Source organism: Amycolatopsis sp. NPDC051128, from assembly GCF_040682715.1.
Lineage (GTDB): Bacteria > Actinomycetota > Actinomycetes > Mycobacteriales > Pseudonocardiaceae > Amycolatopsis.
The window spans coordinates 1-25,055 of sequence record NZ_JBFBBN010000003.1 but is presented as its reverse complement, the minus strand read 5'-3'; the positions used below and the strand labels follow the sequence as shown (position 1 = coordinate 25,055).

The following is a 25,055-nucleotide window of genomic DNA, read 5'->3' as shown; positions in this document are numbered from 1 at the left end:
GTCCCCAGTTCGTCAGGTCAGTGCAGGGCCCAGAGGCCCGGCAGGCGGTCGGTTTCGGACTCGGGCACGAACTTCACCGAGTCCACGAGGTCGGCGGCCAGCGCGCTCGCGGCTTCGGCGGTGTCGGCGCCGACCACGACGAGGCCGACGCGGTCGCCGGAGCGGTGCAAGGGCCTGATCTCGTCGCCGGCCGTGACCCCCAGCTCCGCGTACAGGACGGCGGGATGCGCGAGCACCTCGTCCCAGCCCTCGACGGCGGCCAGGCGACCGGGCGGCGGCGTGAAGTACCGGACGGCCGCGCCCCGGCTCGGCTCCAGCGGGACGTCCGGGAGCGGGCGGCCGAGCATGTCGTCGAAGACCAGCCCGTACAGCTCGAGACCGGGGATGGCGTGGGCGAGCATGCGGTGGAGCCAGTCGCCGCCGAAGCGGCCGTGCACCTCGCCGAGCACGACGCCGGCCGGGGTGAGCCAGAGTTCGACGTGGAAGCCGCCGACGCGCAGCCCGAGTGTCTTCAGCGCGCTCGACACCTGTTCTTCGATTTCCCGCCGCCGGGCGTCCGGCAGCGGGGCGGGCAGCACATGCCCGGTCTCGACGAAGAACGGCGGCGGCACCTTCTCCTTGGCCGTGACGGCGAGGATCTTCGGTTCGCCGCCGAAGAAGATCCCTTCGACGCTGAACTCCGGTCCCTCGACGAACTGTTCGACGAGGAAGGGCTTCGCGTCCGGCAGCAGGGCGAGCGCCGCGGGCAGCTCGGCGACGTCGGTCACCAGGCTCACGCCGGTGCTGCCCATGGCATCCCGCGGCTTCACGATCCAGGGCCCGGCCTGCTCGCGCAGGAACGCTTCCGCCTCGGCCCGGTCCGCGCAGAGCCGGACGACCGGCTGCGGGAACCCCGCGGCGGACAGCGCTTCCCGGCAGGCGTCCTTGGTCCGGACGCGGTGCACGGCCTCGGGCGGGTTGCCCGGCGCCCCGACCGCTTCGGCGGTCTCGGCGACGGCGACCTGGAGCAGCTCCTGAAGGGCGTAGACAGCGTCGAAGCGCTCACCCCGGGCGCGGGCCCAGGCCGCGGATTCTCCAGGCCGCAGCACGTCCACAGTGGACGTCTCGGCCGCCTTCCCGACGACGTCCGCGGTCGCCTCGAGGACGTCGTCGGTGTTCGTGACGTGCACGCGGATCCCCCGGGCCGCCGCCTGGGCCAGGGCCTCCGCGGCCATGTCGAGGCTGAAGCTCAGCGGCCGGGCGCCGCCGACGAACAGCAGGGTTTCAGGCATGGGTGTCTCCTTCGGCTTTCAGGGTGACGAGTACTTGGTCGGCGGTGACGCCGTCGCCGGTGGCGCACGAAAGCCGCTCGACCGTCCCGGCGAACGGCGCGACGATGCGGTTCTCCATCTTCATCGCCTCGACCACCACGAGCAGCTCCCCCGCTTCGACCCGGGCACCGGGTGCGCACGCCACGCCGACGACGACCCCGGGCATCGGCGTACGCACCGCGCCGTCGGACGCCTCGCCGCCGCCTTCGTCGAAGGTGCGACGCGCCAAGGCGACACGGTGACCGTCGACGACGATCTCGTAGCCGCCCGCGGTGGGCAATCCGGTCCAGCGGGTGGTCCCGACCGTGCCGTGGAACAGCCCGTCCGCACCCCGGTCGGCGAGGACGGTGAAGCGGCCGCCGCTGGTTTCGACGTGCAGTCCGGCCCGGTCGCGGGCCAGTAGCCGGGCCTCGTGGTCGTGGCCGTCGTACCGCAGGGTGATCCGGCCGAGCGGGGCGTCCGGGTCGAGTGCGGCGCGGTCGAACGCCCCGATCGAGCCGGTCCAGGGTGACGCGGCCGCGGTCCGCTCCGGCACCGCCATCGCCGCCGCGCACGCGAGCGCCTGTGCGTCCCGGTCGTGCTGAGCGGGACGGGCGGTGACGGCGTCGACGAAGTGGGTGTCCACCCGGCCGTCGGCGACCCGCGGCTCGGCCAGCAGCTCGCCCAGGAACCCGAGGTTCGTGGTCAGCCCGACGAGCGTGGTCTCCGCGATCGCCGTCCGGAGACGCGCGAGGGCTTCGGGCCGGTCCCGCCCGGTGGCGACGAGCTTCGCGACCATCGGGTCGTAGCAGCCCGGTACCGCCCCGGACTCGTCGAACGCGGCCTCGACGCGGACGTCCGGCGGCCATCGGACGACTTCGGCGTGGCCGGGCGCGGGCCGGAAGCCGTGCTCGGGGTCCTCGGCGTAGACGCGGCACTCGATCGCGTGCCCGGTCGCGCGGATCTGCCACTGCGGCAGCGGGAGCGGCTCGCCGTCGGCGACGCGCAACTGCCACTCCACGAGGTCGAACCCGGTGATCTCCTCGGTGACCGGGTGCTCGACCTGCAGCCGGGTGTTGACCTCGAGGAAGAAGAACTGCCCGTCGCCGTCGAGGATGAACTCGAACGTGCCCGCGCCGACGTAGCCGAGCGCGGTGGCGCCGCGGACCGCCGCGTCCAGCAGGGCGTGGCGGGTCGTCGCGGACAGGTGGGGTGCGGGCGCCTCTTCGACGATCTTCTGGTGCCGGCGCTGCAGCGAGCACTCGCGCTCGAGCAGGTGGACGACGTTCCCGTGCCGGTCGCCGAAGACCTGCACCTCGATGTGCCGTGGCGCGGCGACGTACCGCTCGGCCAGCAGCCGGCCGTCGCCGAATCCGGCGCGGCCCAGCCGGACGGCTTCCGCTACCGCCGCGGGCAGCCCGGCTTCGTCGTGCACCACCCGCATGCCCTTGCCGCCGCCTCCGGCGACCGGCTTGAGGATCACCGGGTACCCGACCCGGCGGGCGTCGGCGAGCAGGACGTCCGCGGACTCCGTGGCTTGCTGGGATCCGGGCAGCACCGGCACGCCGGCCTCGGCCATCAGCTCCCGGGCGCGGGCCTTGTCCCCCATCGCCTCGATGGTGGCGGCGTCCGGTCCGACGAAGACCAGCCCGGCCGCGGCGACCCGGGCGGCGAACTCCGGGTTCTCGGAAAGGAACCCGTAGCCGGGGTGCACGGCGTCGCAGTCGGTCCGCACCGCCGCGTCGACGACCGCGTCGATGTCGAGGTAGCTCTCCCGGGCCGCCGACGGTCCGATGTGGACGCTCTCGACCGCGCCCTCGAGGTGGGCCGCGCCGGAGTCGGCGTCGGAGTGCACGGCGACGTAGTCGACGCCGAGCCGGCGGCAGGTGCGCGCGATCCGGCGGGCGATCTCCCCGCGGTTGGCGATGAGCACGCGTTTCGGCATCGTCCCTCACATCCTGAAGACCCCGAAGCGGGTCTCCCGCTTCGGCGCGTCGGCGGCCATGGCCAGGCACAGCGTCAGCCAGTCCCGCGTCTCGACCGGGTCGACGACGGCATCGACCCACAGCCGGGCCGCGTAGTACAGCGGCTGTGCCTGCCGCTCGTAGGCGGCCAGGATCGGCTCGCGGATCGCCGCTTCCTCCTCCGGCGTGAGCTCGCGGCCCTCCTTGGCGAGCTGGTCGCCGCGGATCAGCGTCATCACTTTGGCCGTCTGCTCCGCGCCGACGACCGTGGAGCGCGCGCTCGGCCACATCGCCATCAGCTGGGAGCCCATGGACCGGCCGCACATGGCGAAGTTGCCCGCGCCGTAGCTGCCGCCGATCACCAGGCTGAACTTCGGCACCTTCGCGCACGACACGGCGTTGACGAGCTTGGCGCCGTGCTTGGTGATCCCGCCGGCCTCGTACTCGGCGCCGACCATGAACCCGTTGATGTTGTGCAGGAACAGCAGCGGGATGTCCCGCTGTGCGCACACCTCGATGAAGTTCGCGGCCTTCTGCGCGCTCTCGGAGAACAGGACACCGTCGTTGATCAGCACGCCCACCGGGTAGCCGCCGACGTGCCCGGTCCCGCAGACCATCGTCGGGCCGAACCGGGCGCGGTACTCGGTGAACTCGCTGTCGTCGAGCAGCCGCGCGAGGACCTCCCGCGCCGGGATGTGCTCCTTGAGCCCGGCGCTGACCACTCCGGGCAGCTCGGCGGGGTCGTATTTCGGTGGCCGTGGCGGGCGCGGTGGCGGAGACAGCGACGGCCGCGGGCTGCGGGCGGCCAGATCGCGCAGGATGTCGAGGGCGTGGTCGTCGTTCTCCGCGAGGTGGTCGGCGACGCCGGTGACGCGGGTGTGCAGGTCGGCGCCGCCGAGGGTCTCCGCGTCGACGATCTCCCCGGTCGCCGCGCGCACCAGCTGCGGGCCGCCGAGGAAGACCGTGCCGGTGCCGCGGACCATGACCGTCTCGTCGCACATCGCCGGGATGTACGCGCCACCCGCGGTGCACGATCCCATCACCGCGGCCAGTTGTGGTAGTCCTTCGGCGGACATCTCGGCGATGTTGCGGAAGATCCGGCCGAGGTGGTCCTCGTCGGGGAAGAGGTCCTCCTGCAGCGGCAGGAAGACGCCACCCGAATCGACCAGGTAGATGCAGCCGAGGCCGTTCTCCCGGGCGATCTTCTGCCCGCGCAGGTGCTTGCGGACGCCGAGCGGGAAGTACGTGCCACCCTTCACCGTCGCGTCGTTGGCGAAGACCACGAACGGCCGCCCGGCCACGAGCCCGATCCCGACGACGAGCGCGGCCGAGGGCACCGGCTCGTCGTAGACGTCGTGCGCGGCGAGCTGGCCGATCTCCAGCAGCGGCGTGCCGGGGTCGAGCAGCCGCGCGACGCGCTGCCGGGCAGTCAGCTTGCCGCGGTCGGCGTGCTTGCGGTGGGCCTTCTCGCTGCCCCCGGCGAGCGCCGCGGCGCGTGCCCGGGCGATGACCTCGCGGTTGACCTCGAAGTCCTCGGCGTTGCGGCGGAACCCGGCCGACGCGATGTCGAGGTGCGAACGCAGCGCCGTCACGCCTCCCCCAGGGTGCCGAGAAGGGCGGCGAACTGTTCGATCTCGGCCGTGGTCATGCTGGCGCGCAGCATGACGCGCAGGCCCGCCTTGCCACGGCCGATGATGGGGAAGAAGATCGGCGAGACGTAGAAGCCGTGGCGGAACAGGTCCTGGGCGAGCCGGACCGTGGCGTCCTCCGAGCCCACGCGCACGAACCGGATGGGCAGGCCGTCACCGCGTTCGCCGGTCTCCACCAGGCGGTCGAAGAGCGCGATGTTGTCCTGCAGCCGCTGTTGCAGCACGGTCAGCTCGTCGGTGCGGTGCAGCTCCGCGGACGCGAGCAGGCCACCCAGGCCCGCGGTGTTGATGCGCTGCGACCACATGAGCGGACCGCCGTTGCGCTGCGCGGTGTCCAGCCGCCACTGCGAACCGCGGCGGCCGAGGAAGATCGCGCCGCCGGACGCGCCGAAGCCCTTGTTGAGCGAGGTGATGATGATGGTGCGGTCGTTGATCTGACCGAGCTCTTCCAGCACGACGCCGCGGCCGCGGTACCCGACCGTGGAGATGCCGTGCGCCTCGTCGAACACGAGGAACAGGCCGTATTTGTCCTGTAGGGCCAGGAGTTCCTTCACCGGGGCCTGTCCCCCGGTGCTGTAGACGCCGTCGGCGACGTAGGCAACCCGCTTGTGCCGCTTGCACAGCTCTTCGAGCGCTTCGACGTCGTTGTGCGGCACCACGGCGACCTCGGTCTCGTCGGCGACGCTCGGCTTCATGGCGTTGAGGCAGAAGTGCGCGTTCTTGTCGAACACCATCAGCGGCGGCTCACCTTCGGTGAACAGCCCGGACGCGACCAGCGGCAAGGCCGCCCACGCGGCGGCGGCGCACGAGTTGAGCGTCACGGCCTCGACGTCGAACAGTTCGGACAGCGCCGCTTCGGCGTCCCGCAGGGCTCCGAAGCGGACCCGCATCCGGGACGTCGAGGTGTTCAGCGCCCCTTCGGCGAGGACGGCGTCGGCGGCGGCTTTCACCAGCTTCGGGTGCGTGTCGAGACCGAGGTAGGAGTAGGAGGACATGTTGACGAACTCGTGGCCGTCGTCGAGGGCGCGGTGGCGGCCGTCGCCGAGCCCGGCCACGACGACGTCGAACAGGCCGGCCTTGTCGGTCACGTCCCAGAAGTCGTCGCTGATCCGGGCGGACTTCTTGATGTTCAGGAACGAGTGCACGGTTTCTCCTTCAGTACGTGTGGAAGCCGCGGCCGGTCTTGCGGCCGAGGTGGCCGGCTTCGACCAGCCGGGACAGCGACGGCGGGGCGGCGTACAGGGGCTGCTTGAACTCCTCGTGCAGCGCGGCGGCGATCGCGGCGACGACGTCGAGGCCGATCAGGTCGGCCAGCCGCAGCGGTCCCATCGGGTGCGCGCAGCCCAGTTCCATCGCCCGGTCGACGTCTTCGGCCGGGCAGTAGCCCGTGTCGACCATGCGGATGGCCGCGAGCAGGTACGGGATGAGCAGGGCGTTGACCACGAAGCCGCTTTGGTCGGCGACGGTGACCGGCTGCCGGTCGAGCGTGTGCTCGGCGAACGCGGTCACCGCCGCGGTGACCTCGGCGGCCGTCGGCAGCGCGGGGACGATCTCCACGAGCCGCATGGCCGGGACGGGGTTGAAGAAGTGCAGGCCGATCACCCGCTCCGGCCGGGTGGTCGCCGCGGCGAGCCGGGTGATCGCGATCGCCGACGTGGTACTGGCCAGGATCGTGTCGTCGCCGGCGACCTTGTCGAGGGTGGCGAAGAGGCCCAGCTTGAGCTGCTCGTCCTCCGGGATCGCCTCGACGACCAGGTCCCGATCGCCGAGCTCGGCCAGGTCCGTGCCGACACTGATCCGCGCCAGCGCGGCGTCGCGCTCGCCCGGCGTCAGCTTTCCCTTCTCCACCCGGCGATCGAGCGACGCCGCGATCTTGCGCGGAGCCGCCGTCAGCGACGGCTCGCGCGACACCGCGAGGCGGACGTCGAGCCCTCTGGTGGCGCAGAGTTCGGCGATCCCCGCGCCCATCGTGCCCGAGCCGACCACGCCGACCCGGCTGATTCCGTTCGCACTCACGTGTTTCCCCGCATTCTGCCGTGCGCGGCATTCGTGCCACCGCGCGAAGGAACGGTTCTTTTGCCGAACCGAATGTCCGATCGCACACCCCGGAGGGCGCAGCACCGATCGGGAAGAAACTGTTCACGCGGATAGCGGAGGCGGCTCACGTCGCGTCGCATTCCGTCGTGGTATCCCCATGCCCCGGTCAACTTCACCCCAGCCGCGGCAGTCGCCAGTCTGCACAGCCCTGGCGCGGCAGCGCTAGGGGGATATCTCCCCCACCTTTTCCCGCAACCTGCGGCCCGCAGCCGCGAAAACGCCCTGACCTGCAGGTATCCGTCCCTACTCACGGGTAGATACCGGAGGTCCAGACCTGTCGTGCGGGAAGCGTCACGTCGCAAAGCCTGGGGACGCAGGCCCGCCGCATCCTGTAAACCCCCCGAACGGATGAGTGCCCGGTCCGTTTCCCGCGCGGGCCGGCCGGAGAAACCTGGGGGCAACCGCCCCAGACCGGTGCCGCGGCGACATCGGTATCGCCGGGGTGAATTCCAGTATCCGGTCCGGCTTGGCGGTGCGACGGCCGTCGTGTATCCAGGAAGCGCCGCTCCGGAGGGGCCGGAGAGCTGGGGGACGAATTGGATGAGTGAATACGATTATTCCGACAAGCACGACTCTTTCCCGGCATGCTGATCCGCTCGCCGGTGCTGGTCGGCCGCGACGGTGACCTGCGGGAACTGGTCAAGGCCCTCGACCGTGCGCTGGCGGGGCACGGCGACGCCGTCTTCCTCGTAGGGGAAAGCGGTATCGGGAAGTCCCGCCTCGCGCGGGAGCTGGCGGCCCGGGCCGCCGGGCGGGGCGCGCGGGTGCTGCGCGGCCACGGCAGCGCCGTCGGCCCGGTGGTGCCGTTCCGCCCGCTGGCCGAAGCGCTGCTTTCGTTGGCGAGGGACGCCGAACCGGTGGACGTCGGTGATCTCGGCCCGTATCGGCCGGCGTTGGGCGTGCTCGTGCCGGACTGGCGTGGGAGTGCGGCGGACGAACCGGCGCCGCCGCTGCTGGTGGTCGCCGAGGCGGTGCTGCGGCTGCTGACTGCCGTGGGCCGGGCCGGCGGCTGTGTGCTGGTGCTGGACGACCTCCACGACGCCGACGCGGAAACGCTGTTCGTGCTCGAGTATCTCGTCAACAACCTGGGCGCGGCCCGGGTGCTGCTGATCGGCACGATCCGCGACGACACCTCCGCCGCCTGCGACATCGCCCGGTCCGCGGCACGGCACGGCGTCTGTTCGCTGCGCACACTGCGCAGACTGGGCCGCGACGACGTCCGCGGCATGGTCGCGGCGTGCCTCGGCACGAACCGCGAGTGCGTGCCGCCCGGGACGGCCACGCCCCTGTGGCAGCTCAGTTCCGGGATCCCCTTCCTCGTCGAGGAGCTGCTGCATGAACTGGTCCACGGCCGCGTCCTGACCGAACGGCCCGATGGCTGGCACCTGGCCGAGCGGATGGCCGGCACCGTGCCCGCCGCCCTGGTCAGTGGCATCGCGGCGCGGACGGCCAAGCTCGGGGCCCCCGGTGTGGACCTGCTGGCCGCCGCGGCGGTCCTCGGCCCCCGGTTCCCCGCGCCGGTCGTACAGCGGATCGCCGGCGCCGACGACCGGACCCTGGCGGCGTTCCTCGGCGCCGCCGTCGACGCGCAGCTCGTCGAACCGGATCCGGCGGCGTTCGGCTGGTACGTCTTCGGGCACCCGCTGACGGCCGAAGCGGTGCTCGCCCGGCTGGGCCCCACCCGGCGCGCCGAGCTCGCCCGGCTGGCCGCCGACACGGCGGAGCTGCTGTATCCCGGCCTGCCCGGCGACTGGTGCGTCCGAGCCGCGCGGCTGCGGGAGCTCGCCGGCGACCGGGCCGCCGCCGGCCGGCTGTTCGCCGACGCCGGGCACCGGGCGCTCGCGGCGGCGGCCGCCGACACCGCGGTCACGCTGCTGAAGCAGGCCGACGCGCTGTTGACCGACAGTCCCGACCTGCCGTTGCGGGGAGCCGTCCTCGAATCGCTGGTGTACGTACTCGGTGAGACCGGGCGGACCGACCGCGCGTTCGCGCTGGCCGGCCGGTTCTCCGAGATCGGACTGTTCGACCGGGCCGCGGTACTGCACGCTCGGCTGTCCTGGGCCGCGCACCTCGCCGGCCGGACCGATGACGGGCTCGCCCAGGTGACCGCGGCTCACACCCGGCTCGGCCCCGGCGGCGAACGGCAGCGCGCCGCGGTCGATGCCGTCCACGCCCTGCTCCTGCTCGATGCGCCGGGCCGGACGGGCGAAGCCGGGCGGCTCGCCGCGGCGGCGCTGGAACATGCCGAGCGAACCGACGACCCGATCGCCACCGTGCAAGCGCTGCTGGGGCTCGCCGCTCTCACCCGTGACCCGGCGGAGGCACGCGACCACCTGGAACGGGCGCGGCAGCTGACCGAGAGCCACCGGATCCCGTTGTGGCGCAACCACGTCCTGCTACGGCTGGGCGAGCACGCGGCATTGGCCGAAGGTGACACCGGCGGGCTGGTGCTGGCCCGCGAACAGGCGGAACGCGGTGGTGCGGTTCCGGCGGCACAAATGGCCGAAGCCGAAACCGTCCTGCACGGGTTGGTGCTCCGCGGGGAGTACCGCGCTGCCGGAGAGCGGCTGACGGCGCTGACCGCGCACCACCCGCTCGACGCCGTGCTCCGGCGTACGCACGTCGTTCGCGCGGTCTGCGCGGCCCACCAGGCCGACCGGACAGGCATGGCGGAGGCGATCGGCGACTTCCGCGCCGCGGGCGGCGACTGTCACCCGGATCTCGCTCTGTGCCTCGGCCTGGCCCAGGCGTTCTGTGCCTTGCTGGAGGAGGACCGCGACAGAGCCCGACGGGACCTGAAGCTCGCGCGAGTCCAGGAGCCCGGCGGTTCGCCACTGGCCGGGCGACACGGGCTCGAGCTGCTGCTCGACGCCCTCGCCGGCGACCTCGGAGCGGATGAGCCGGTCCGCGCGGCCGCGGCCGGTGACCACGGGTTCCGCTGGAACCGGCAGTTCGCGGCCCTCGCGGAGGCGGTGCTCCACGGCCGCCACGGCGACATCGCCCGGGCGGAAAGCGCGGCGAAGGAAGCCCGGGAAGCGGCGCTGCCGTACCGGATGGCGGGGCACCTCGGCGCGCGCCTGGTCGCCGAAGCCGCGCTCGCCGACGGCTGGGGTGACCCGGTGACGTGGCTGCGCGCCGCGGAAGAGTACTTCCACGACGCCGCGATCCCCGCGGTGGCCGGCGCGTGCCGCACTCTCCTGCGGCGAGCCGGGGAGTCCGTCCGGCAGCGACGGCCGGGACTGCACCGGCTCCCACGCGAGCTGCGCGACGCCGGTGTGACGGTCCGCGAGTACGACGTGTTCCGGCTGCTCGCGCACCGGCTCGGCAACACCGACATCGCCCGCCGCCTGCTCATCTCGCCGAAAACGGTCGAGAAGCACGTCTCCAGCCTGATGGCGAAGACGAAGCTTCCCGACCGGGTGACGCTGTTCGACTACGCGGCCACGATCAGCCGCTGAGGCCGGCTCACTTCCGGGGCAGGCCCCGGGGATTGATCTCCGAGCCCGGCAGCGCCTCCGACGTCAGGTTCCAGCGGTTGAGGACCTCGGCGTACTGCCCGTTCTTGATGACCGTGTCCAGGGCCTGCTGCAGGGCCTTCACCAGGCCGTCGTCCTTCTTGGTCATCGCCGCGATGTCCGCCGGGATCGTGCCGCCGCCCGAGACCGTGCCGACGATCTTCGTCTTGCCCTCCACGGCCACGTGGTAGGCCGAGGTCGGATTCGGGCCGACATAGGCGTCGATGCGGCCGGACTGCAGCGCGAGGTAGTAATCGGAGGTCACCTGGTAGTACTGGAACTTCACCGGCGCCAGGCCGGCGGCCTTGTTCTGCTCGTCCCAGCGCAGCAGGATCTGTTCCTGGTTGGTCCCGGCGCCGACGCCAATGGTGAGCCCGGCGATGTCCTTCGGCTCGCGTACCGAGATGTTCTTCTCGTTCTTCACCTCGAACGCGATCGTGTCCTTGCGGTAGGTCGCGAAGTCGTACTTGTCCTTGCGTTCCTCGGTCACCGTGATGTTGGAGAACCCGGCGTCGAACTGCCGGTTATCCACCGACAGGAACAGGTTCTCCCACGACGACGCCCGCAGGTCGAGCTTGAGGCCGAGCACGTCGGCGACCAGCTGGGCGAGGTCGGGCTCGACGCCGATCACCGTCTTGTCGTCGTCCGCGCGAAACGACAACGGCGGCGTGCCGTTGCCGGTGGTCCCCACGACGAGGGTGCCGCGGGCGCGAATGCCGGCCGGGACCAGTGCGGCGATCGCGTCGACCTGCTGCGCCCGGATCCGGTTCTGGTTCGCGGTGATGTCGACCCCGCCCGGCCGGTCCGCCGGGGTGTTGGTCGCCGCCTCCGGGCTGCCGCACGCGGCCAGCGCGAACACAGAAGCCAGCAGAAGGGTTTTCAGTCTCATGACTCTCCTCAAAGGACATTGTCGACGAAGGCCCGGGTGCGGGCGTGACGCGGGTTGTCGAGGACGTCGGCGGGCGGGCCCTGTTCGACCACGCGGCCTTCGTCGAGGAACACCACGGTGTCGGCGGCTTCGCGGGCGAAGCCCAGCTCGTGCGTGACGACGACCATGGTCGTGCCGGTCCTCGCCAGGTCGCGGATGACCGCGAGGACCTCCCCGACCAGCTCGGGGTCGAGCGCCGAGGTGGGTTCGTCGAAGAGCAGGACGTCCGGTTCGAGGGCCAGCGCCCGCGCGATCGCGACCCGCTGCTGCTGGCCGCCGGACAGCCGCCGCGGATACTCGGCCGCCTTGTCTTCGAGGCCGACCCGGGCCAGCAGCTCGCGTGCCTTGGCCTCGGCTTCGGCGCGAGGACGTCGTTGCGCAGAGATCGGGGCCTCGACGATGTTCTCGAGCACGGTCAGGTGCCCGAACAGGTTGAAGTTCTGGAAGACGAAACCGATCCGGGTGCGTTGCTTGAGGATTTCGCGTTCCTTGAGCTCGTGCAGCCGGTTCCCGGACCGCCGGTAGCCCATCAGCTCGCCACCGACGCTGATGAAGCCACGGTCGGCGCGCTCGAGGTGGTTGATCAGCCGTAGCAGTGTCGACTTCCCGGATCCGGATGGCCCCAGCAGGACGGTCACTTCTCCCTGACGCACCTGAAGATCGACGCCGTCCAGGACGGTCAGTGCTCCGAAGCTCTTGGAGACGCCACGGACGTCCACCATGAAATTCGCGGTCACCCCCGCCTCCAAGCCGCACGCAGGCGCTGCAGCGGCGTCGGCGGCAGGGTGCGCTGGGTGCCGCGGCCGAAGTGGCGTTCGACGGAGAACTGCGCGATGGACAGCACGGTGGTCAGCGCGAGGTACCACGCGGTGGCCACCAGCAGCAGCGGGATCACCCGGCCGCTGCGCGTGTAGATCACCTGGACCTGGTAGAAGAGCTCCGGCAACGCCATCACGTATACCTGCGACGTCGCCTTCAGCAACCCGACGATCTCGTTGGCCGCGGTCGGCACGATCGTGCGCATCGCCTGCGGGAGTACGACCCGGCGGAACTGCCGCCCGGCCGGGATACCCAGCGCCGCGGCGGCTTCGCGCTGCCCCGCGTCCACCGACAGGAATCCGGCGCGCACGATCTCCGCCGCGTAGGCCCCTTGGTGCAGGGCGAGCCCGAGGCCGGCAGCCAGGAACGGGGGGATCAGGCTCATCGTCCCGACCGAGACGAACGACGGCCCGAACGGGATGCCGAAGGAGATCTCGTTGTAGAGGATCGCGAGGTTGTACCAGAAGAGCAGCTGGAGAATGAGCGGCACCGACCGGAAGATCCACGTGTAGGTCCAGCTGACCGCGCGCAGCAGCGGGTTCCGGGAAATGCGCAGCAACGCCAGCACGGTGCCGAGGAGGAATCCGGCCACGACGCCGAACAACGTCAGTTCGAGGGTCAGGGCGATGGCTTCCAAGATCGATTTCTGGATGACGAAGCGCGTGAACGTCGGCCAGTCGAACGCCTTGTTGGTCACCAGGGCGTGGCCTGCCATCGCGATGAGAACCGCCACGACGGCGGCGGCGATCCAGGTCAGCGGATGGCGTGCGGGAACGATCTTCAGCGCTTCTTCCGGCGCCGCGGCGGGCGCCGGCCGCGCTTCGAGATCGCTGGTCATCTCGCCCCCACTGCGGCGGGAAGTACCTTCGAGAAGGGCAACCGCGTCCGGGGCACCGCGTGGACGTCGAAGTGCGGCGTATAGCCGGTGGCCAGGTAGAGTCCGCAGGCCTCGGGTTGGTTCGGGCCGGTGGTGAGGAAGATCCGGGTGTACCCACGACGGTCGGCTTCGGCCTCCAGCTCGGCGACGACGCGGCGCCCGAGGCCGCGGCCTCGGTGCGCTCGATGGGTCCAGACGCGCTTGAGTTCAGCGGTTTCTTGGTCGTAGCGCTGGAAGGCTCCGCCCGCGACCGCGGCGCCGTCCGTCAGGAGCAGCAACAATCCGCCGTGTGGCGGAGTGAACCGTTCGGGCGGATACTCACGAAGTTCGAAGTGGACGTCGCTGAGCACACGGTGGTAGCGCGACGAATACTCGCGGGCCAGGTCGGCGAGCAGTGGCCGGACCCGCGGATCAGACTGGGCGACCCAGACGGACTCGGGCATGGGGTACCTGTTCCGGAAAAGGAAAGGGAAGAAAGCGCGGGCGCTTTCCGCTGATACTGAAGAACCTTAGGAAGCGGGCCGAGTCCGGTCAACGAGCCGAGCGCGGATTCCAGATCCTGGACGACGCACCCGGCGGCGTGGTCCACATCCTGAACCTGCGTGCGTCAGGGCTGTGCACCGGATAACTGTGAAGGCATGACTTCTGGCAGCCTGCACGTCGCCGTGGAGCTGGATGACGACGGCACCACACCGGACCGGCTGTCTCCCGGGGCGTTGGCGGATGTCGTCGCCACCGCCGAACGGGCCGGGTTCACCTTCGACGACTCGCCGCTGCCGCCCCGCGGCGGGCTACCTGGAGCACAGCTCGGGCAGGCACACGACGGCGGTGAGGCACTATCGGCAGGCACTCGTGCTCTACCGCGAACTGGGTTGCAGCTACGACGAAGCGGACACACTGGAGCGCCTCGGCGACACCTACCTCGCCCTCGGCGACGCGGACCAGGCCCATGACACCTGGCAGTGGACGCTCAAGCTGTACCACACACAGAACCGGCCGCACGAAACTGTGTCAATGGCCAGCGCACCCTTCGACGAGGCGTCGTTGTCACCACACCCCCGGGGCAGATGAAAGGGCGGAGTATCGCAACAGCTCCGGCGAGCCCTACACCACCAGCCAGATGACCTACGACCTGCGCCGCCTCCGTTTCAAAGGCCTCATCCACCGGATCGAACACACCCACACCTACGTCCTCACCCCCGAAGGCCAGCGAGTGGCGACATCCGCTGCCGCATTCACACCGGCCGTACGGGGCCGGTTCGCTGCCCGCGGCGCTGCCCGAAAGGGCATCCGGCCCTCGGCCGTCTGGTGGACACTGGAGTGATGCTCGACGAAGGCGACCGCTGGTGCATCACGAGCAGCACTCCTCCGCGCTGAGGGGTGCCTCCAAGCCGGGCCCGGGTGAACGCCGGGCCCGGTCGCAGCACACCTTCCTGTCCTCGCAGCCGCTCGCTCTCGGTTCGGCCGCCGTCGTCGGGCTGCAGCGGTCCGTGGGGAACGCGGTCGTGTCGCGGATGATCGGCGGGCCGCCGGCCGACCTGCAGCGTGCGTGTGGGCCGGGGTGTACCGACTGCTCGGCGTGCGCGGAGAAGAACGAAGACGAGCTGTCCGCGCAGCGCGTACCGGAGGTCCAGCGCGACGGCGAAGCGTCGGAAGGCGATCCTTCGCTGGTCGCGAAGCTCGAGCGCGAGATCGAGGCCGTGACGAGGGACGCCGAGCAGGACGGCGACCTCGGCTTGCGGGCCAACGCCAATCGCGCGTCGCTGTTGCTGCGCTTTCGGGCGCATCCGAGGTTCGAGACGCCGGCGCAGGTCGACGAGTTCATCGACCGGGCGCGTCAGCTGGCCAGAACCGAAATGGACACGCTCACCGCGTTGGGGCCGGCCGGCGCCGAGCTGGCCATGGCGACGACGCCGAAGGGTTTTCCGCTCACCTGGTCTGGCCGGGTCCACGCCGCGCTCACCCTCGGCATCGATCCGGCAGCCGCCCTCGCCGAGCTGCAGCCGAAGCTCGCGGCACTCACCACCCAGGCGAACGAGCTGCCGCCACGGCTGGTGGACAAGGGACTCCCGGTTCCCCTGGCGGAGCTGGCCGGGCTGAGCCGTTTCGGGCTGCGCCTCGCGCACGCCCAGCTGCCCGCGGGCGAGGCTGTCGGTGACTTCGCCCGTGCCACGGCCCGCTGGGCCCAGCTGCGGTTCTACGGGAACTTCGCCCTCACGTGGGAAGGCATTGTGAACCAGGTGGCCGAAGCGGTCGCCGACGGCACGTACGTCCCGAAATTCCACGATTACCAGGACTTCGTCCAGAACAAGCAGCGGATCCTGCGTGACCTGCCGACGCGGTCCGCCGAGCGGCTCGCCATGTCGGAGGCCGAGCTGCAGGCCATCCAGACCGAGTCGCTGGGGCTGGCCGACGCCGCACTGCTCGCCGGCATGGGCGGCGGGTTGTCGGCGCTGCTGGGCATTCTCAGTGGCTGGTCGCAGGGTTCGGACCTGTTCGACACGGCGTTGGCCGCCACGGACGCGCGGATCGGCGGGGCGGGCGACGGCGAGCGGGTCGCGATGGCGTTCCGCTGGTTGCTGGCCGCCGGGTACGCGGGCGGGGCGATGGGCGAGGTCCTGGACGGGCTGATCGCGAACGGACCGGAGATCCTCAAGGAACTCGCCGTCATCGTCGTGCTGCAGATGATCCCGTTCGTCGATGTCGCGGTCGACGTCTACCTCATGGTGAAGCTCGGCGCAGACGTACTGAGCCAGCTCGTCGAGCTGGGCGACGCGTTCCGCGATGTGCTGGCCGCGCGCACCGCCGTCGCGATGCAGCACGCGGCCGGCCGGATGGCCAGGGTGCTCGCCGCGGGTGGGTCTCAGATCCTCCTTCAGCTGGCCACGATGGGCGTGGCGAGAGGCGTCCGCGCACTGCGAGCCCGCTCGGAGCGGATCCGTGCCGCCAACCCCGCACTGAGCGAGGAACAGGCCATGCGGCAAGCGATGCGCGAAGCCCCCAAGGCCGAGCGGGCGCCGCTGGAGGCGACGCTGAGCCCCTGGGAGCAGTCCCTCAACGAAGAGACGCAGGCGCTGCTCCGGGAGCGCCCCGACCTGCGCCGCCAGTTCCGGGAGATGGATCCGCGGGTGCGCGACGTCCTGACCCGGTGCGCGAGTCCGTGCATCCCGACGACGGCCACGACGGCGCAGGTGCAAACCATCCAGAGCCTGCTCGCACGGCTGCGCAATCTCAACGCCACCGACGAGCTGCTCTTGAAGGAACACTTCCACGCCGGGCGGGCCGACCTCGATACCGCGATCTCGCGGGTGTCCGGAGCGAGCACCGCAGCCCATCTGCGCAAGCTGCTCCGCGAATCGGCGGTTGACCGGTCTTCGGTGCCCAAGGTGCTCGCTCCGCTGACAGACGTTCCGGGGCACGGTTTCCCGGGCCGGTGGGGCGATCCGGCGTCGCCCTCCTACGGACACTCCTACCGCGAGCACGGCGCCCACCTCGACAGCAACGACTTCCGGAACCGGGCGATGAGCGTGCGCAAGAGCGGCCGCCGGGTGCCTGACGGCCAGTTTTACGACAACGCCCTGATCGTCGAGGCAGAGCGACGCGCGCCGGCGACCCCCGGCGCCCACGACGTCGACATGTTCCGCGCGGTGGGCCGGGTTTTCCAGCCGGACGGCAGCGTCGTCAGCGACGTGCAACGCGTCAGGGTGGTGCGCTTGGCCGACGGGTCGATCGAGTCCAGCTTCCCGATACTGTGACCTCGATGGTGCCCTTCTCGATCACCGCCGACTGGGAGCCGCGCGGGACCCCACGCGCGTACCACGAAGACGACGTCGCGCTGTGGAGCGAGGAAATGCGCGCGTTGTTCCGGTTCGTGGCCGAGTACGAAGGCCCGCTGACACTCCACTTCGGCGACCTCGCGATCCGGCTCGACCTGGACGACCTTCCCTACCCCTACCAGCACCTGGACACGGTGTTCACCGCGCTGGCCGTCGACGGCGGGGAAGCGGACCTGTACTTCGCCGCTCAGGGCACGGAACTCCGCCTCGCGCTGCGCCGAACCGGCGACATCGTGACGGTCCGGTTCCACCCCGGCCGCACCGCGCCGGCCGAGTTCGCCCCCTTGACCGGTAGAGGCGTGACCGTCAGCCTCGACGGGTTCATCGGTGCCTGGACCGATCTTCGCGTACGAGCACGCGCCGCGATGACTCGGCCACGAAGCACCGAGTGACCCGACTCCGGTGCCCGAGGTTCAGACCGGCCACACCGGCGGTTCAGGAGGCCGTCGAGCAGGTGCCGCAACCCGAAGTCGAACCAGGCGTCCGCGTTGCCCGCATCGCTCTGCCGGACGGCGGCCGGCCACGGGTGGTGCTGGGTGTGTCGCCTGCCAGGTCGAAGGGCTCTGGCGCATTTTGCGTGATCCTCGGTCGACGTGTCGTCCATAATAGACAGATGGATCACTGGGATTCTTCGAGCTGGTGGCGATTCTGGTGCACCTCACCCACCACTGCATAGGGCGTTATACAGTTAACGGGAGACCACTATCGTCTGACGGTGATCCGGTTCCGCGGTCATCATCACGCCAGGCAACGTCCGTAAGCTCCCAGCACAACGAGCGGTCCGTGCTCGCCTCACTTGGCCGCGCCGGCACCGCTACCAGGCGGATCCTGGACACTCCCCTGCTGCGTCCCAGGCCCGGCCAGCCGTCAACCCAAGTTGACTCTCCCGCCCGTGAGCGATTGAGACTTCCCGCAGGTCACCGGACCGGACCCTCGAACGATGAAGACTCTTGTGGCCCCGGCAAGACTCAGCAGACCGCCGGAGGCGATCGCGATGGCGGAAATCAGCCCAGGTCTCGGCGTCGGGATAGTCCACGGTCAGTAGCTGTTTGACCTGCCCGGGTGGTAGGCGGCGAACGCGGTCGCGTCCGCGGCGGTGAACCGGCGCACGACCAGCCGCTCGGTCACCGCCGGCAGCTCGCCCGTGAACGCAGCCTACGGTGGCCGGTAGCCGGCGCGCGCCGGACTTCGGGTCACCGGGCGCCGGCCTGGTCGAGCGCCGCGGCGCGGAGCATGCCGGTACCGGGGTGGCAGCCGAGGTACTCGAAGTACTGCTCGTCGGCGGCCGCCACGGTGACCTCGTGGTACAGCCGCAGGCGCGCGGCGGGGCCGAGCGTGGACAGGTACTTCATGGCCTGACCGAAGATGGCCTTGTGGGTGGGATGGTCCTTGGCCCACCGGTCGAGGTCGGCGAGGCTGCGCCACCAGCTCATGCCGAAGCTCTTGTCCAAGGTGTTGCCGTCTTCGTCGACCAGCCGAAGGTAGCGGTTGGCGTAGCAGCCGACGGCGTTCCCGTCCTCGCGCAGGAAGTCCATGCCTGCGCGCAGGACGGGTTCGACCTCCTCCAGGTACATGCGCCGCTCGTCGCCGTCGGTGTCGGTCCAGTCCTGGCCCGAGCGGATCAGGCACAGGTTGTGCTGTCCTCGCACCACCCGCCGTACCCCGTCGTCGACGACGACCGGCGGGGCGGCGGGCTCGAGCGCATCCCGCTGGGCGAGCGGGATCCGGTCGCGGGCGCCGCCCCAGTACGCGTGCTCCCGCACCTCGCCGCTGAGCGTGCCGGCGAGGTGGGCGACGCCTTCGATCCGGTCGTTGGAGAACAACGTCTCGAACCGCGATGTCGAGGGACGCAACACTTCCACGAAGAACCCGGCTTCGTCGCACGAGTGCCGGTCGGACAGCCACAACTCCCGAGCCGTGGCGAACCAGCGCTCGTGCTCGCTGACGTCGTCCCAGTAAGCGATGCGCACGATCGTTTCGTAGCCGGCTTCGTCGACGTACCGCGCCCGGTCGACGTGGCCCGGACCGTCCGCGCACGCCGCGTCGATGCCGGCCAGTGCGGTCCGGACGATCGGCGGTTCGCTGCCCGCGCGGTACTGCACGCCGAAGTACGCCATCGCCACCTGCGTCACCGACGGCGCGAACCGGGCCACAAAGGACGGATAGGGTGGCTGCCAGCCGGGTGGATGCGCGACCGGTTCGGTCCGTTCCGTCACCAGGTGCGCGGGAATCGCGGATTCCATGGTCTCCCCTCCACTCAGGCGATCGGCGCGAACTCGACGGCGGCGGGCTGCTCCTCCGCAGGAGCCTCCACCACCGCCGGGGCGGGGTTGCGGTTGACGAGCAGCCGCAGCACGTCCGGACGCGAGTAGTGCCCAACGGGGTCCGCCGCGGACTTGGCGATCGCGATCAGGTCGCGGTGCAGGTCGGCGTAGAGGATGCCTTCCTCGGTCTCGGGCAGCGGTTCGGCCAGAGGCGAACCTTCGGGGCCGTAGATCCGGGCGAACCCGCCGCCGGGCTGCAGCAGCTGCCGCTTCAGGTCGGTGTCGCAGAACTGCTCGATCCCGGCCTGCCCGATCACGGCGCAGGGAGCGACGACGAACGTCTGCCCCTCCACCGCGTACATCAGGCTGGCCGCGGTGTTGACCTCGGGCCCCAGGGCCTGTGCGGCACCACGGTAGACGGAGAAGCTGGGCCACGCGGCGACGTGGATTTCCTCTCCCTGGCTGTACATCGCGTACTTCGTCAACGGCTGCAGATGTTCCCAGCAGTTCAACGCGCCGAGCCTGCCGAGCGCGGTTTCGTGAACCTGCAGATCACTTCCGTCGCCCTCGCCGAACACCGAACGCTCCACGTGGGTCGGCTTGAGCTTGCGGCGCACCGAGATCAGCTCACCCGTGTCGGCGATGAATGCCTGCGCCATGTACAAGCTGCCGCCGGACCGTTCGCTGAAACCGACCACGACGTGAATCCGGTGCTCGGCCGCGGCACGGCGGATGCGGTCCATTTCCGCGCCGTCCCGGGTCATCGAATTCGCCGCATAGCGCGGGACGAACGCCATGCCCGCCGCCGGGGAATCCAGCCAGATCCACCACGGGTACCCCGGCAGGAAGGTCTCGGGAAACGCCACCAGACGCGCGCCGCCTGCCGCCGCCTCACCGATCAGGCCGACCACCTTTTCGATGCCCGCGGCCAGATCCAGCCAGGCGGACTCGGCCTGGACGGCCGCCACACGAACGGTTTCCTGCATCGCCGGGCTCCTTCGTGAAAGTGCTGATGGCCTCTCACGATGCGTCCGCAGCGCCGTGCCCGGCTGACCGATCGTGCCGCGGTCACCGACCCGGCGTGCCACTCCGCCGGTACTCACCCGGCGACCGGCCGGTGACCGTGCGGAACGCCCGGTGGAACCCGGACTCGCTGTCGAACCCGCACGCCGACGCGACCGACCCGATCGTCCGCTCCGGCTCGGCGAGAAGGATCGCCTGGGCGTGGTCGATCCGCATCCGGCGCAACGGCGCGGCGACGCCCTCCGCACCCACGATCCGGTACAGGGTGCGACGCGAGACGTGGCAACCCTGGGCGACGGCGTCCGCGTCCAGCCGGGGATCGGCCAGATGGCGGCGCAGGAACGCCAGCACGCGCGCCCGCGCCATCTCCTCCACAGCATCCGGACCCGGCCGGGCATTTCCGGCGAACGACGCCGTCGCCGACAGCAGGCCCAGCGCGTGTGGCAGCAGCAGCGAGGTGTGTTCCGGGGTCGTCTTCGCCGTCTCGGCCAACGACGTGAAGAAGGTCGACACCACCGCACCCGGACTACCGCGCCCGCACGTCCGCGCGGTCAGCTGCCTGGTGTCCCGCACCAGCAGCTCACGCTTCGGCACCTGCACCACCAGCTGGTGGAACGGGTCGTCGAAATGCAGCGTGTAGGGCCGCGTGCTGTCGTAGAACGCCAGGTCCCCCGGCGAGAGCAACGCCGTCCGGCCGTCCTGCTCGACCCGGCCCCGGCCCCGCACCTGGATGCTCGCCAGGAGGTACTCCTCGTCACTGTCTGCGATGAGCGAGCTAGTGCGCCGCACGTGCTGGCTGCCCGCCACCACCGTCGACAGTTCGAGGTCACCGACCGCGACGTGCTCAATTCGCCCGGTGAACCCGGCGTCGGCCACCGGCTCGGCGACCAGCCGCACGAACGTCGCGCAGATCATCTCCCGCCAGTAGGCGAACGCGTCCCGAGCCGGCACCAATGAGGTCGTCAGCTCCGCGTAAGCACCTCTGTTCAAAGCTGCGGGCACGCCACGAAGTATCACCATGCGACGCGCGCGCTGTCCAGCGAAGGTACGCGATGCCGGCGGCCCGGTGACTAGGTGGCACCGTCGACCTACTGCATAGGCCGTTATACACCGCGGAGCCCAGACCGAATTCAGGAGTGGGTCGCCAAGTCACCCGGCTGGCCGGACGGGTGCGTTGCGAACCCCCGGCCGAAGACGTCCACAGTGGAGCTCGGTCACACTGTGGGATCACCCCGGCCGTTCTACCATCGGGTGATGTTCCACAGGGCCGGCGGACATAACCGAGACGTAGCACCGCTGTAATGAATCGTCACTACGGTCCCCGGGACATGTCGATCGGGCAGATGACGGATCCGGCGCCGGTGGCGTTTCCACAGGGTGAACAGGTGCTTCCGGAAAGGAACGCGGAGCAGGTGAATGCGCGAGGGCGGTGGCTGCCCGTCTTCGGCGTGGTGCTGAGCGCCGCACTTTTCCTGGTGGTGCGGGGCAGTCTCACCGACGACGGCTACATCACGCTCGCCTACGCGAAGAACCTGGCCGTGCACGGCGAGTGGGGCATCATTCCCGGCTCGCCGGCGAACTCCGCGACGTCACCGCTGAACATCGTGCTCCTCGCCGCGCTGACGCTGGTGACCCGGGTGGCCGGCGACCCGCACCCCGTCGTGGCGCTCGGGATCCTGACGGTCCTGTGCGGCGGCGCGCTCGGCTGGGCATGGCAGCGCCTCGGGCGGACGCTGGCGCTACCGCCCGCGGCCGGGGTGCTCGGTGTCGCACTGGTCCTGGTCAACCCGTTCGTACTGTCCGCCATCGGTCTCGAAGTCCTGTTGATCCCCGCCGTCCTGCTGGTGCTGACGGTCTTCGCGCTCGAAGGACGGCCGATCCTGTTCGGCGTCACCGCGGGGCTCACCGTCCTCACCCGGCTGGACCTCGTCGTGTTCGTGCTGGTGATCGCGCTCAGCGCGCCCGCGATCCGGCGGCGGCTGCTGCCCGCGGCCGGCTTCGCGGTGCTGACCGCCGCGCCGTGGTTCGTCGTGAGCTGGGTCGCCTTCGGCTCGTTCGTGCCCGACACGCTGGCGATCAAGCAGACGCAGGTGGGGCTGTTCGCGCCGTGGACCTACAGCACCGGGCCGGTGATGTACTACCTCGGCTGGCCGGTCACCGTGCTGGTGACGTTCGTCCCAGCACTGCTCGGCGCAGTCGCGCTCGCCGGGTGGGCCGCGGCGCGGTTCTCCGTGCGCTGGCCGGAGTTCCCCGCGCTCGGCCCGGTCGCGGCGCTCGGCGCCGGCGGGATCCTCTACTTCGTCGCCTATTCGTTCATCGGCGTCGGCCCGTTCCACTGGTACTACGTGGCTCCGACGACCGCGGTGGGCACGTTCGCCGTCGCGGCCTTCGGTGTCTGGTTCAGCCAAGCACGCGAACGGCCGGCGCTGCGCACCGGTCCCCCGCTGCTGGCGCTCGGGCTGACCGGGGTGCTGGTTCTCGGCGCGGCGGCCGTCGACGCCGCGCAGGGTCTGCCGTGGAAGTCGCCGGTCATCTTCGGGAACTGGGCCAGCGCGCAGGACTACGCGCGCGTCGGCACGGCGCTGGGCGCGCGGCTCGACGGCGCGAGCGTGGCCAGTCCCGGGGAGATCGGCACCCTCGCGTACTACTGCGAGTGCGCCATCATCGACGAGTTCTCCGACCGCGGCCACGCCAAGGAGCTGATCGAGCAGCGGATCGCGACGGCGAACCCGCTGATGAGCCTCGCGCTGCGGGTGAACTACCACTGGCTGGATCGCTCGATCACCCCGCGCAAACCGGACTACCGGCTGCAGTACGCCTCGGGTCCGGCCACCGGGCCGGACAGCTGGCAAGTGCAGTCGGCGGCGAAGGGCGTCGGCCACTTCATCCTCACCCGCGAACCGTGACCGTGGCGCAGCGGCAGGACCAAACGGCACGGGCGATCGCGGCCCCGGAGTCCCGGCCGCGCCGCTGGGTGCTTCCCGGCGCCGTGGCCGTGGTGTCCGCCCTCGTCTTCGCGGTGGTGCGCCCGCACCTCGTCGACGACACGTTCATCACGCTGGCCTACGCGCGCAACCTCGCCTTCCACGGGCATTGGGGACTGATCTCGGCGGAGACGTCGAACACCGCGACGTCGCCGCTGAACGTCCTGCTCCTCGCCACCCTGACCCTGGTCCTGCGCGACGCGGTGCTCGCGGCCGGCGCGCTGTTCGTGCTGTGCCAGGTCGCGCTCGTCCTCGCGCTGCGCCGGGCCGGCTACCGGGCGGGGCTACCGTCCTGGTTAGCGCCGGCCGCCGTCGCCCTGTTGACGGTGAACCCCCTGCTGCTGTCGTCGATCGGGCTCGAGGTCGAGCTCGGCGCGGCCGGCATCGCCTGGCTCCTGGTCTTCGCGGGGGAACGGCGGCCGGTCGCCGTCGGCGTCCTGACCGGGCTGCTCGCCCTCGTCCGCCTCGATCTGGTCGTGGTCGCGCTGGTGCTCTTCGCGCTGCGGCGGCGGTTCTGGGAGAAGGCGTGGCAGTCGGTGCTCGCAGCCGTGGCGGTCGCGCTCCCCTGGTTCTCCTTCAGCTGGGTGGTGCTCGGGTCGGCGGTGCCGGACACGGTGATCATCAAGACGCTGCAGAAGTCCTGGGGGCCATGGGATTTCGGCAACGGCCCCGCGCTCTACGCGGACGTCTTCCCGTGGGCGACGGTCGCGTCGTTCCTCCCGGCCGCGCTCGCCCTTGTCGCCTTCGCGCTCTGCGTGGCGGACGCGGCCCGGAGAGGTCCGCTGTGGGCCCGGGTGCGGCCGTTCGCCCCACTGGTGCCCGCGGGAATCGCCCACTACCTCGCCTACACGCGGCTGCACGTCCCGCCGTACCACTGGTACTACGGGCCGAGCCTGGTCGCGGCGACGCTGTTCCTCGCCGCCGTCGCGGCGGCCGCGGTGCGCGTGCCGGCCCGAGTGGCGGCCGCCGTCGCGGTCGCGGGCGTCCTGGTGGCCGGCGTCGGCGCCTACGCGGCCGGTGGCCTGCCGCGGCGGTTCGCGCCGCTGATGTCCAACCACGACGCGACCGCGGACTACGAGCGGATCGGACCGGAGCTGGGCCGGCTGGTCGGCGGCGGCACCGTGCGCAGCGGCGGTGAGATCGGTGTGCTGGCCTACAGCTGCGGCTGCGCGATCGTCGACCTGTTCGACGACCGCGGCGCCGTCGGGCCGGCCATCACCGAGCGCGAGGCCCACCTCGGCGCGCTCGGCCGGGCGCTGGTCGACGTCAACTTCCGGTTCTTCGACTTCGGCGACCGGCCGATCGTCACCGACTACGCCCTGGTGCGCGGCGATCCGCCGCCCGGTGCGCTGGGCAGGTGGACGCTGACGTCGCCGTGGGCCGGCACCCAGCAGCTGTATCTCGTCCGGGGCAACGGAAGCGGAGCTTGAAGATGACCGACCTCACCGCACAGCGCGGGCTTTACGCTGGTCCGGCGCCGATCGTCAGCAAGGACCTCTACGCCGAGCTGGAGTGGGGTTCGGCCGTGCGGGAACGTGCGGCGATCACGGTCGAGCCCGCTTCGAAGGTGTCGGGCAACACCTACTTCGGCCGGTTCCCGGCCAGTTACTGGCAGCGGTGGACGACCGTGACCGAGGTCTCGGTCGAGGCCGTCGTCACCGGCACCGGCCAGCTGTCCATGGGCGCCTCCGACGTCGAGGGCGAACCCCGCGTGATCGCGGCCGAGCTGGTCACCGACGCCAAGCAGGCGAAGGTGACGCTGACCGGGAAGCTGGACAAGTTCTACGACGGCGGCGCGCTCTGGCTCGAC

At 71.0% G+C, this 25,055-nt stretch carries 19 protein-coding genes and 1 pseudogene; 8 read left to right on the top strand and 12 right to left on the bottom strand.

Translation table 11 applies throughout. The features are described from left to right. Positions 1–17: 17 nt before the first annotated feature. Genes AB0M82_RS04150 through AB0M82_RS04130 form a run of 5 tightly spaced genes read right to left on the bottom strand, consistent with a single transcriptional unit; the run spans position 18 to position 6,918 of the window. The gene (locus tag AB0M82_RS04150; protein WP_364717568.1) at positions 18–1,271 is read right to left on the bottom strand and encodes an ATP-grasp domain-containing protein; all 1,254 of its coding nucleotides are present in this window, start codon (positions 1,269–1,271) and stop codon (positions 18–20) included. Next, entirely contained in the window at positions 1,264–3,234 is a 1,971-nt protein-coding gene (locus AB0M82_RS04145) for a biotin carboxylase N-terminal domain-containing protein (RefSeq protein ID WP_364717566.1), read from the bottom strand. Before AB0M82_RS04145 ends, AB0M82_RS04150 begins: the two co-directional genes overlap by 8 nt. A 6-nt stretch (positions 3,235–3,240) precedes the next feature. Further along, positions 3,241–4,845 (bottom strand): carboxyl transferase domain-containing protein, encoded by a 1,605-nt coding sequence (locus tag AB0M82_RS04140; protein ID WP_364717565.1) that lies wholly within the window; start codon positions 4,843–4,845, stop codon positions 3,241–3,243. Continuing rightward, positions 4,842–6,047, bottom strand: a complete 1,206-nt coding sequence (locus tag AB0M82_RS04135) for an aminotransferase class I/II-fold pyridoxal phosphate-dependent enzyme (RefSeq protein WP_364717563.1) — start codon at positions 6,045–6,047, stop codon at positions 4,842–4,844. Before AB0M82_RS04135 ends, AB0M82_RS04140 begins: the two co-directional genes overlap by 4 nt. 10 nt (positions 6,048–6,057) lie before the next feature. Further along, the gene (locus AB0M82_RS04130; protein ID WP_364717562.1) at positions 6,058–6,918 is read right to left on the bottom strand and encodes a 3-hydroxybutyryl-CoA dehydrogenase; all 861 of its coding nucleotides are present in this window, start codon (positions 6,916–6,918) and stop codon (positions 6,058–6,060) included. Between the two features lie 665 nt (positions 6,919–7,583). Here AB0M82_RS04130 and AB0M82_RS04125 point away from each other — a divergent pair. Next, positions 7,584–10,457 carry an AAA family ATPase gene (locus AB0M82_RS04125; protein ID WP_364717561.1) on the top strand — a complete coding sequence of 958 codons (2,874 nt, stop codon included), beginning with the start codon at positions 7,584–7,586 and terminating at the stop codon, positions 10,455–10,457. Positions 10,458–10,464: 7 nt separating this feature from the next. Here AB0M82_RS04125 and AB0M82_RS04120 read toward each other — a convergent pair whose 3' ends face one another. The 4 genes from AB0M82_RS04120 to AB0M82_RS04105 are packed head-to-tail and all read right to left on the bottom strand — an operon-like array spanning position 10,465 to position 13,581. Next, complete coding sequence (locus AB0M82_RS04120; protein ID WP_364717559.1) at positions 10,465–11,403, bottom strand: ABC transporter substrate-binding protein; 939 nt, start codon at positions 11,401–11,403, stop codon at positions 10,465–10,467. An 8-nt stretch (positions 11,404–11,411) separates the two neighbouring features. Then, complete coding sequence (locus AB0M82_RS04115) at positions 11,412–12,179, bottom strand: amino acid ABC transporter ATP-binding protein (RefSeq protein ID WP_364717558.1); 768 nt, start codon at positions 12,177–12,179, stop codon at positions 11,412–11,414. Next, on the bottom strand, positions 12,176–13,099 hold the full coding sequence (locus tag AB0M82_RS04110) for an amino acid ABC transporter permease (protein WP_364717557.1): 924 nt from the start codon (positions 13,097–13,099) through the stop codon (positions 12,176–12,178). The genes AB0M82_RS04115 and AB0M82_RS04110 overlap by 4 nt, the downstream gene beginning before the upstream one ends. After that, positions 13,096–13,581: a GNAT family N-acetyltransferase gene (locus tag AB0M82_RS04105; protein ID WP_364717556.1), complete on the bottom strand. Its 486-nt coding sequence runs from the start codon at positions 13,579–13,581 to the stop codon at positions 13,096–13,098. The genes AB0M82_RS04110 and AB0M82_RS04105 overlap by 4 nt, the downstream gene beginning before the upstream one ends. 385 nt (positions 13,582–13,966) lie before the next feature. Between AB0M82_RS04105 and AB0M82_RS04100 the strand changes: the two genes are divergently transcribed. From AB0M82_RS04100 to AB0M82_RS04085, 4 genes are read left to right on the top strand one after another with little or no spacing between them, the layout of a single operon-like run. Further along, entirely contained in the window at positions 13,967–14,209 is a 243-nt protein-coding gene (locus tag AB0M82_RS04100; protein WP_364717554.1) for a hypothetical protein, read from the top strand. A 49-nt stretch (positions 14,210–14,258) separates the two neighbouring features. After that, positions 14,259–14,462: a hypothetical protein gene (locus AB0M82_RS04095; RefSeq protein ID WP_364717552.1), complete on the top strand. Its 204-nt coding sequence runs from the start codon at positions 14,259–14,261 to the stop codon at positions 14,460–14,462. 22 nt (positions 14,463–14,484) lie between these two features. After that, positions 14,485–16,893 (top strand): hypothetical protein, encoded by a 2,409-nt coding sequence (locus AB0M82_RS04090; RefSeq protein ID WP_364717550.1) that lies wholly within the window; start codon positions 14,485–14,487, stop codon positions 16,891–16,893. A gap of 5 nt (positions 16,894–16,898) precedes the next feature. Next, positions 16,899–17,366: a hypothetical protein gene (locus tag AB0M82_RS04085; protein WP_364717548.1), complete on the top strand. Its 468-nt coding sequence runs from the start codon at positions 16,899–16,901 to the stop codon at positions 17,364–17,366. Positions 17,367–18,167: 801 nt separating this feature from the next. Here AB0M82_RS04085 and AB0M82_RS04080 read toward each other — a convergent pair. The 3 genes from AB0M82_RS04080 to AB0M82_RS04070 form a co-directional block, all read right to left on the bottom strand. After that, the gene (locus AB0M82_RS04080) at positions 18,168–19,217 is read right to left on the bottom strand and encodes a phenylacetaldoxime dehydratase family protein (protein WP_364717547.1); all 1,050 of its coding nucleotides are present in this window, start codon (positions 19,215–19,217) and stop codon (positions 18,168–18,170) included. A gap of 14 nt (positions 19,218–19,231) precedes the next feature. Continuing rightward, positions 19,232–20,224: a carbon-nitrogen hydrolase family protein gene (locus AB0M82_RS04075; RefSeq protein WP_364717545.1), complete on the bottom strand. Its 993-nt coding sequence runs from the start codon at positions 20,222–20,224 to the stop codon at positions 19,232–19,234. Positions 20,225–20,306: 82 nt separating this feature from the next. Next, positions 20,307–21,263, bottom strand: coding sequence for a helix-turn-helix domain-containing protein (locus AB0M82_RS04070; protein ID WP_364717544.1), 957 nt, complete (start codon positions 21,261–21,263; stop codon positions 20,307–20,309). Positions 21,264–21,646: 383 nt separating this feature from the next. On the opposite strand from AB0M82_RS04070, the gene AB0M82_RS04065 reads away from it, so the two are divergent. From AB0M82_RS04065 to AB0M82_RS04055, 3 genes and pseudogenes are all read left to right on the top strand, one after another. After that, positions 21,647–23,167 carry a hypothetical protein gene (locus tag AB0M82_RS04065; protein ID WP_364717542.1) on the top strand — a complete coding sequence of 507 codons (1,521 nt, stop codon included), beginning with the start codon at positions 21,647–21,649 and terminating at the stop codon, positions 23,165–23,167. After that, positions 23,164–24,675 carry a hypothetical protein gene (locus AB0M82_RS04060; RefSeq protein ID WP_364717540.1) on the top strand — a complete coding sequence of 504 codons (1,512 nt, stop codon included), beginning with the start codon at positions 23,164–23,166 and terminating at the stop codon, positions 24,673–24,675. Before AB0M82_RS04065 ends, AB0M82_RS04060 begins: the two co-directional genes overlap by 4 nt. Positions 24,676–24,677: 2 nt before the next feature. Then, positions 24,678–25,055: pseudogene (locus tag AB0M82_RS04055) on the top strand (glycosyltransferase family 2 protein); the annotation flags it as partial.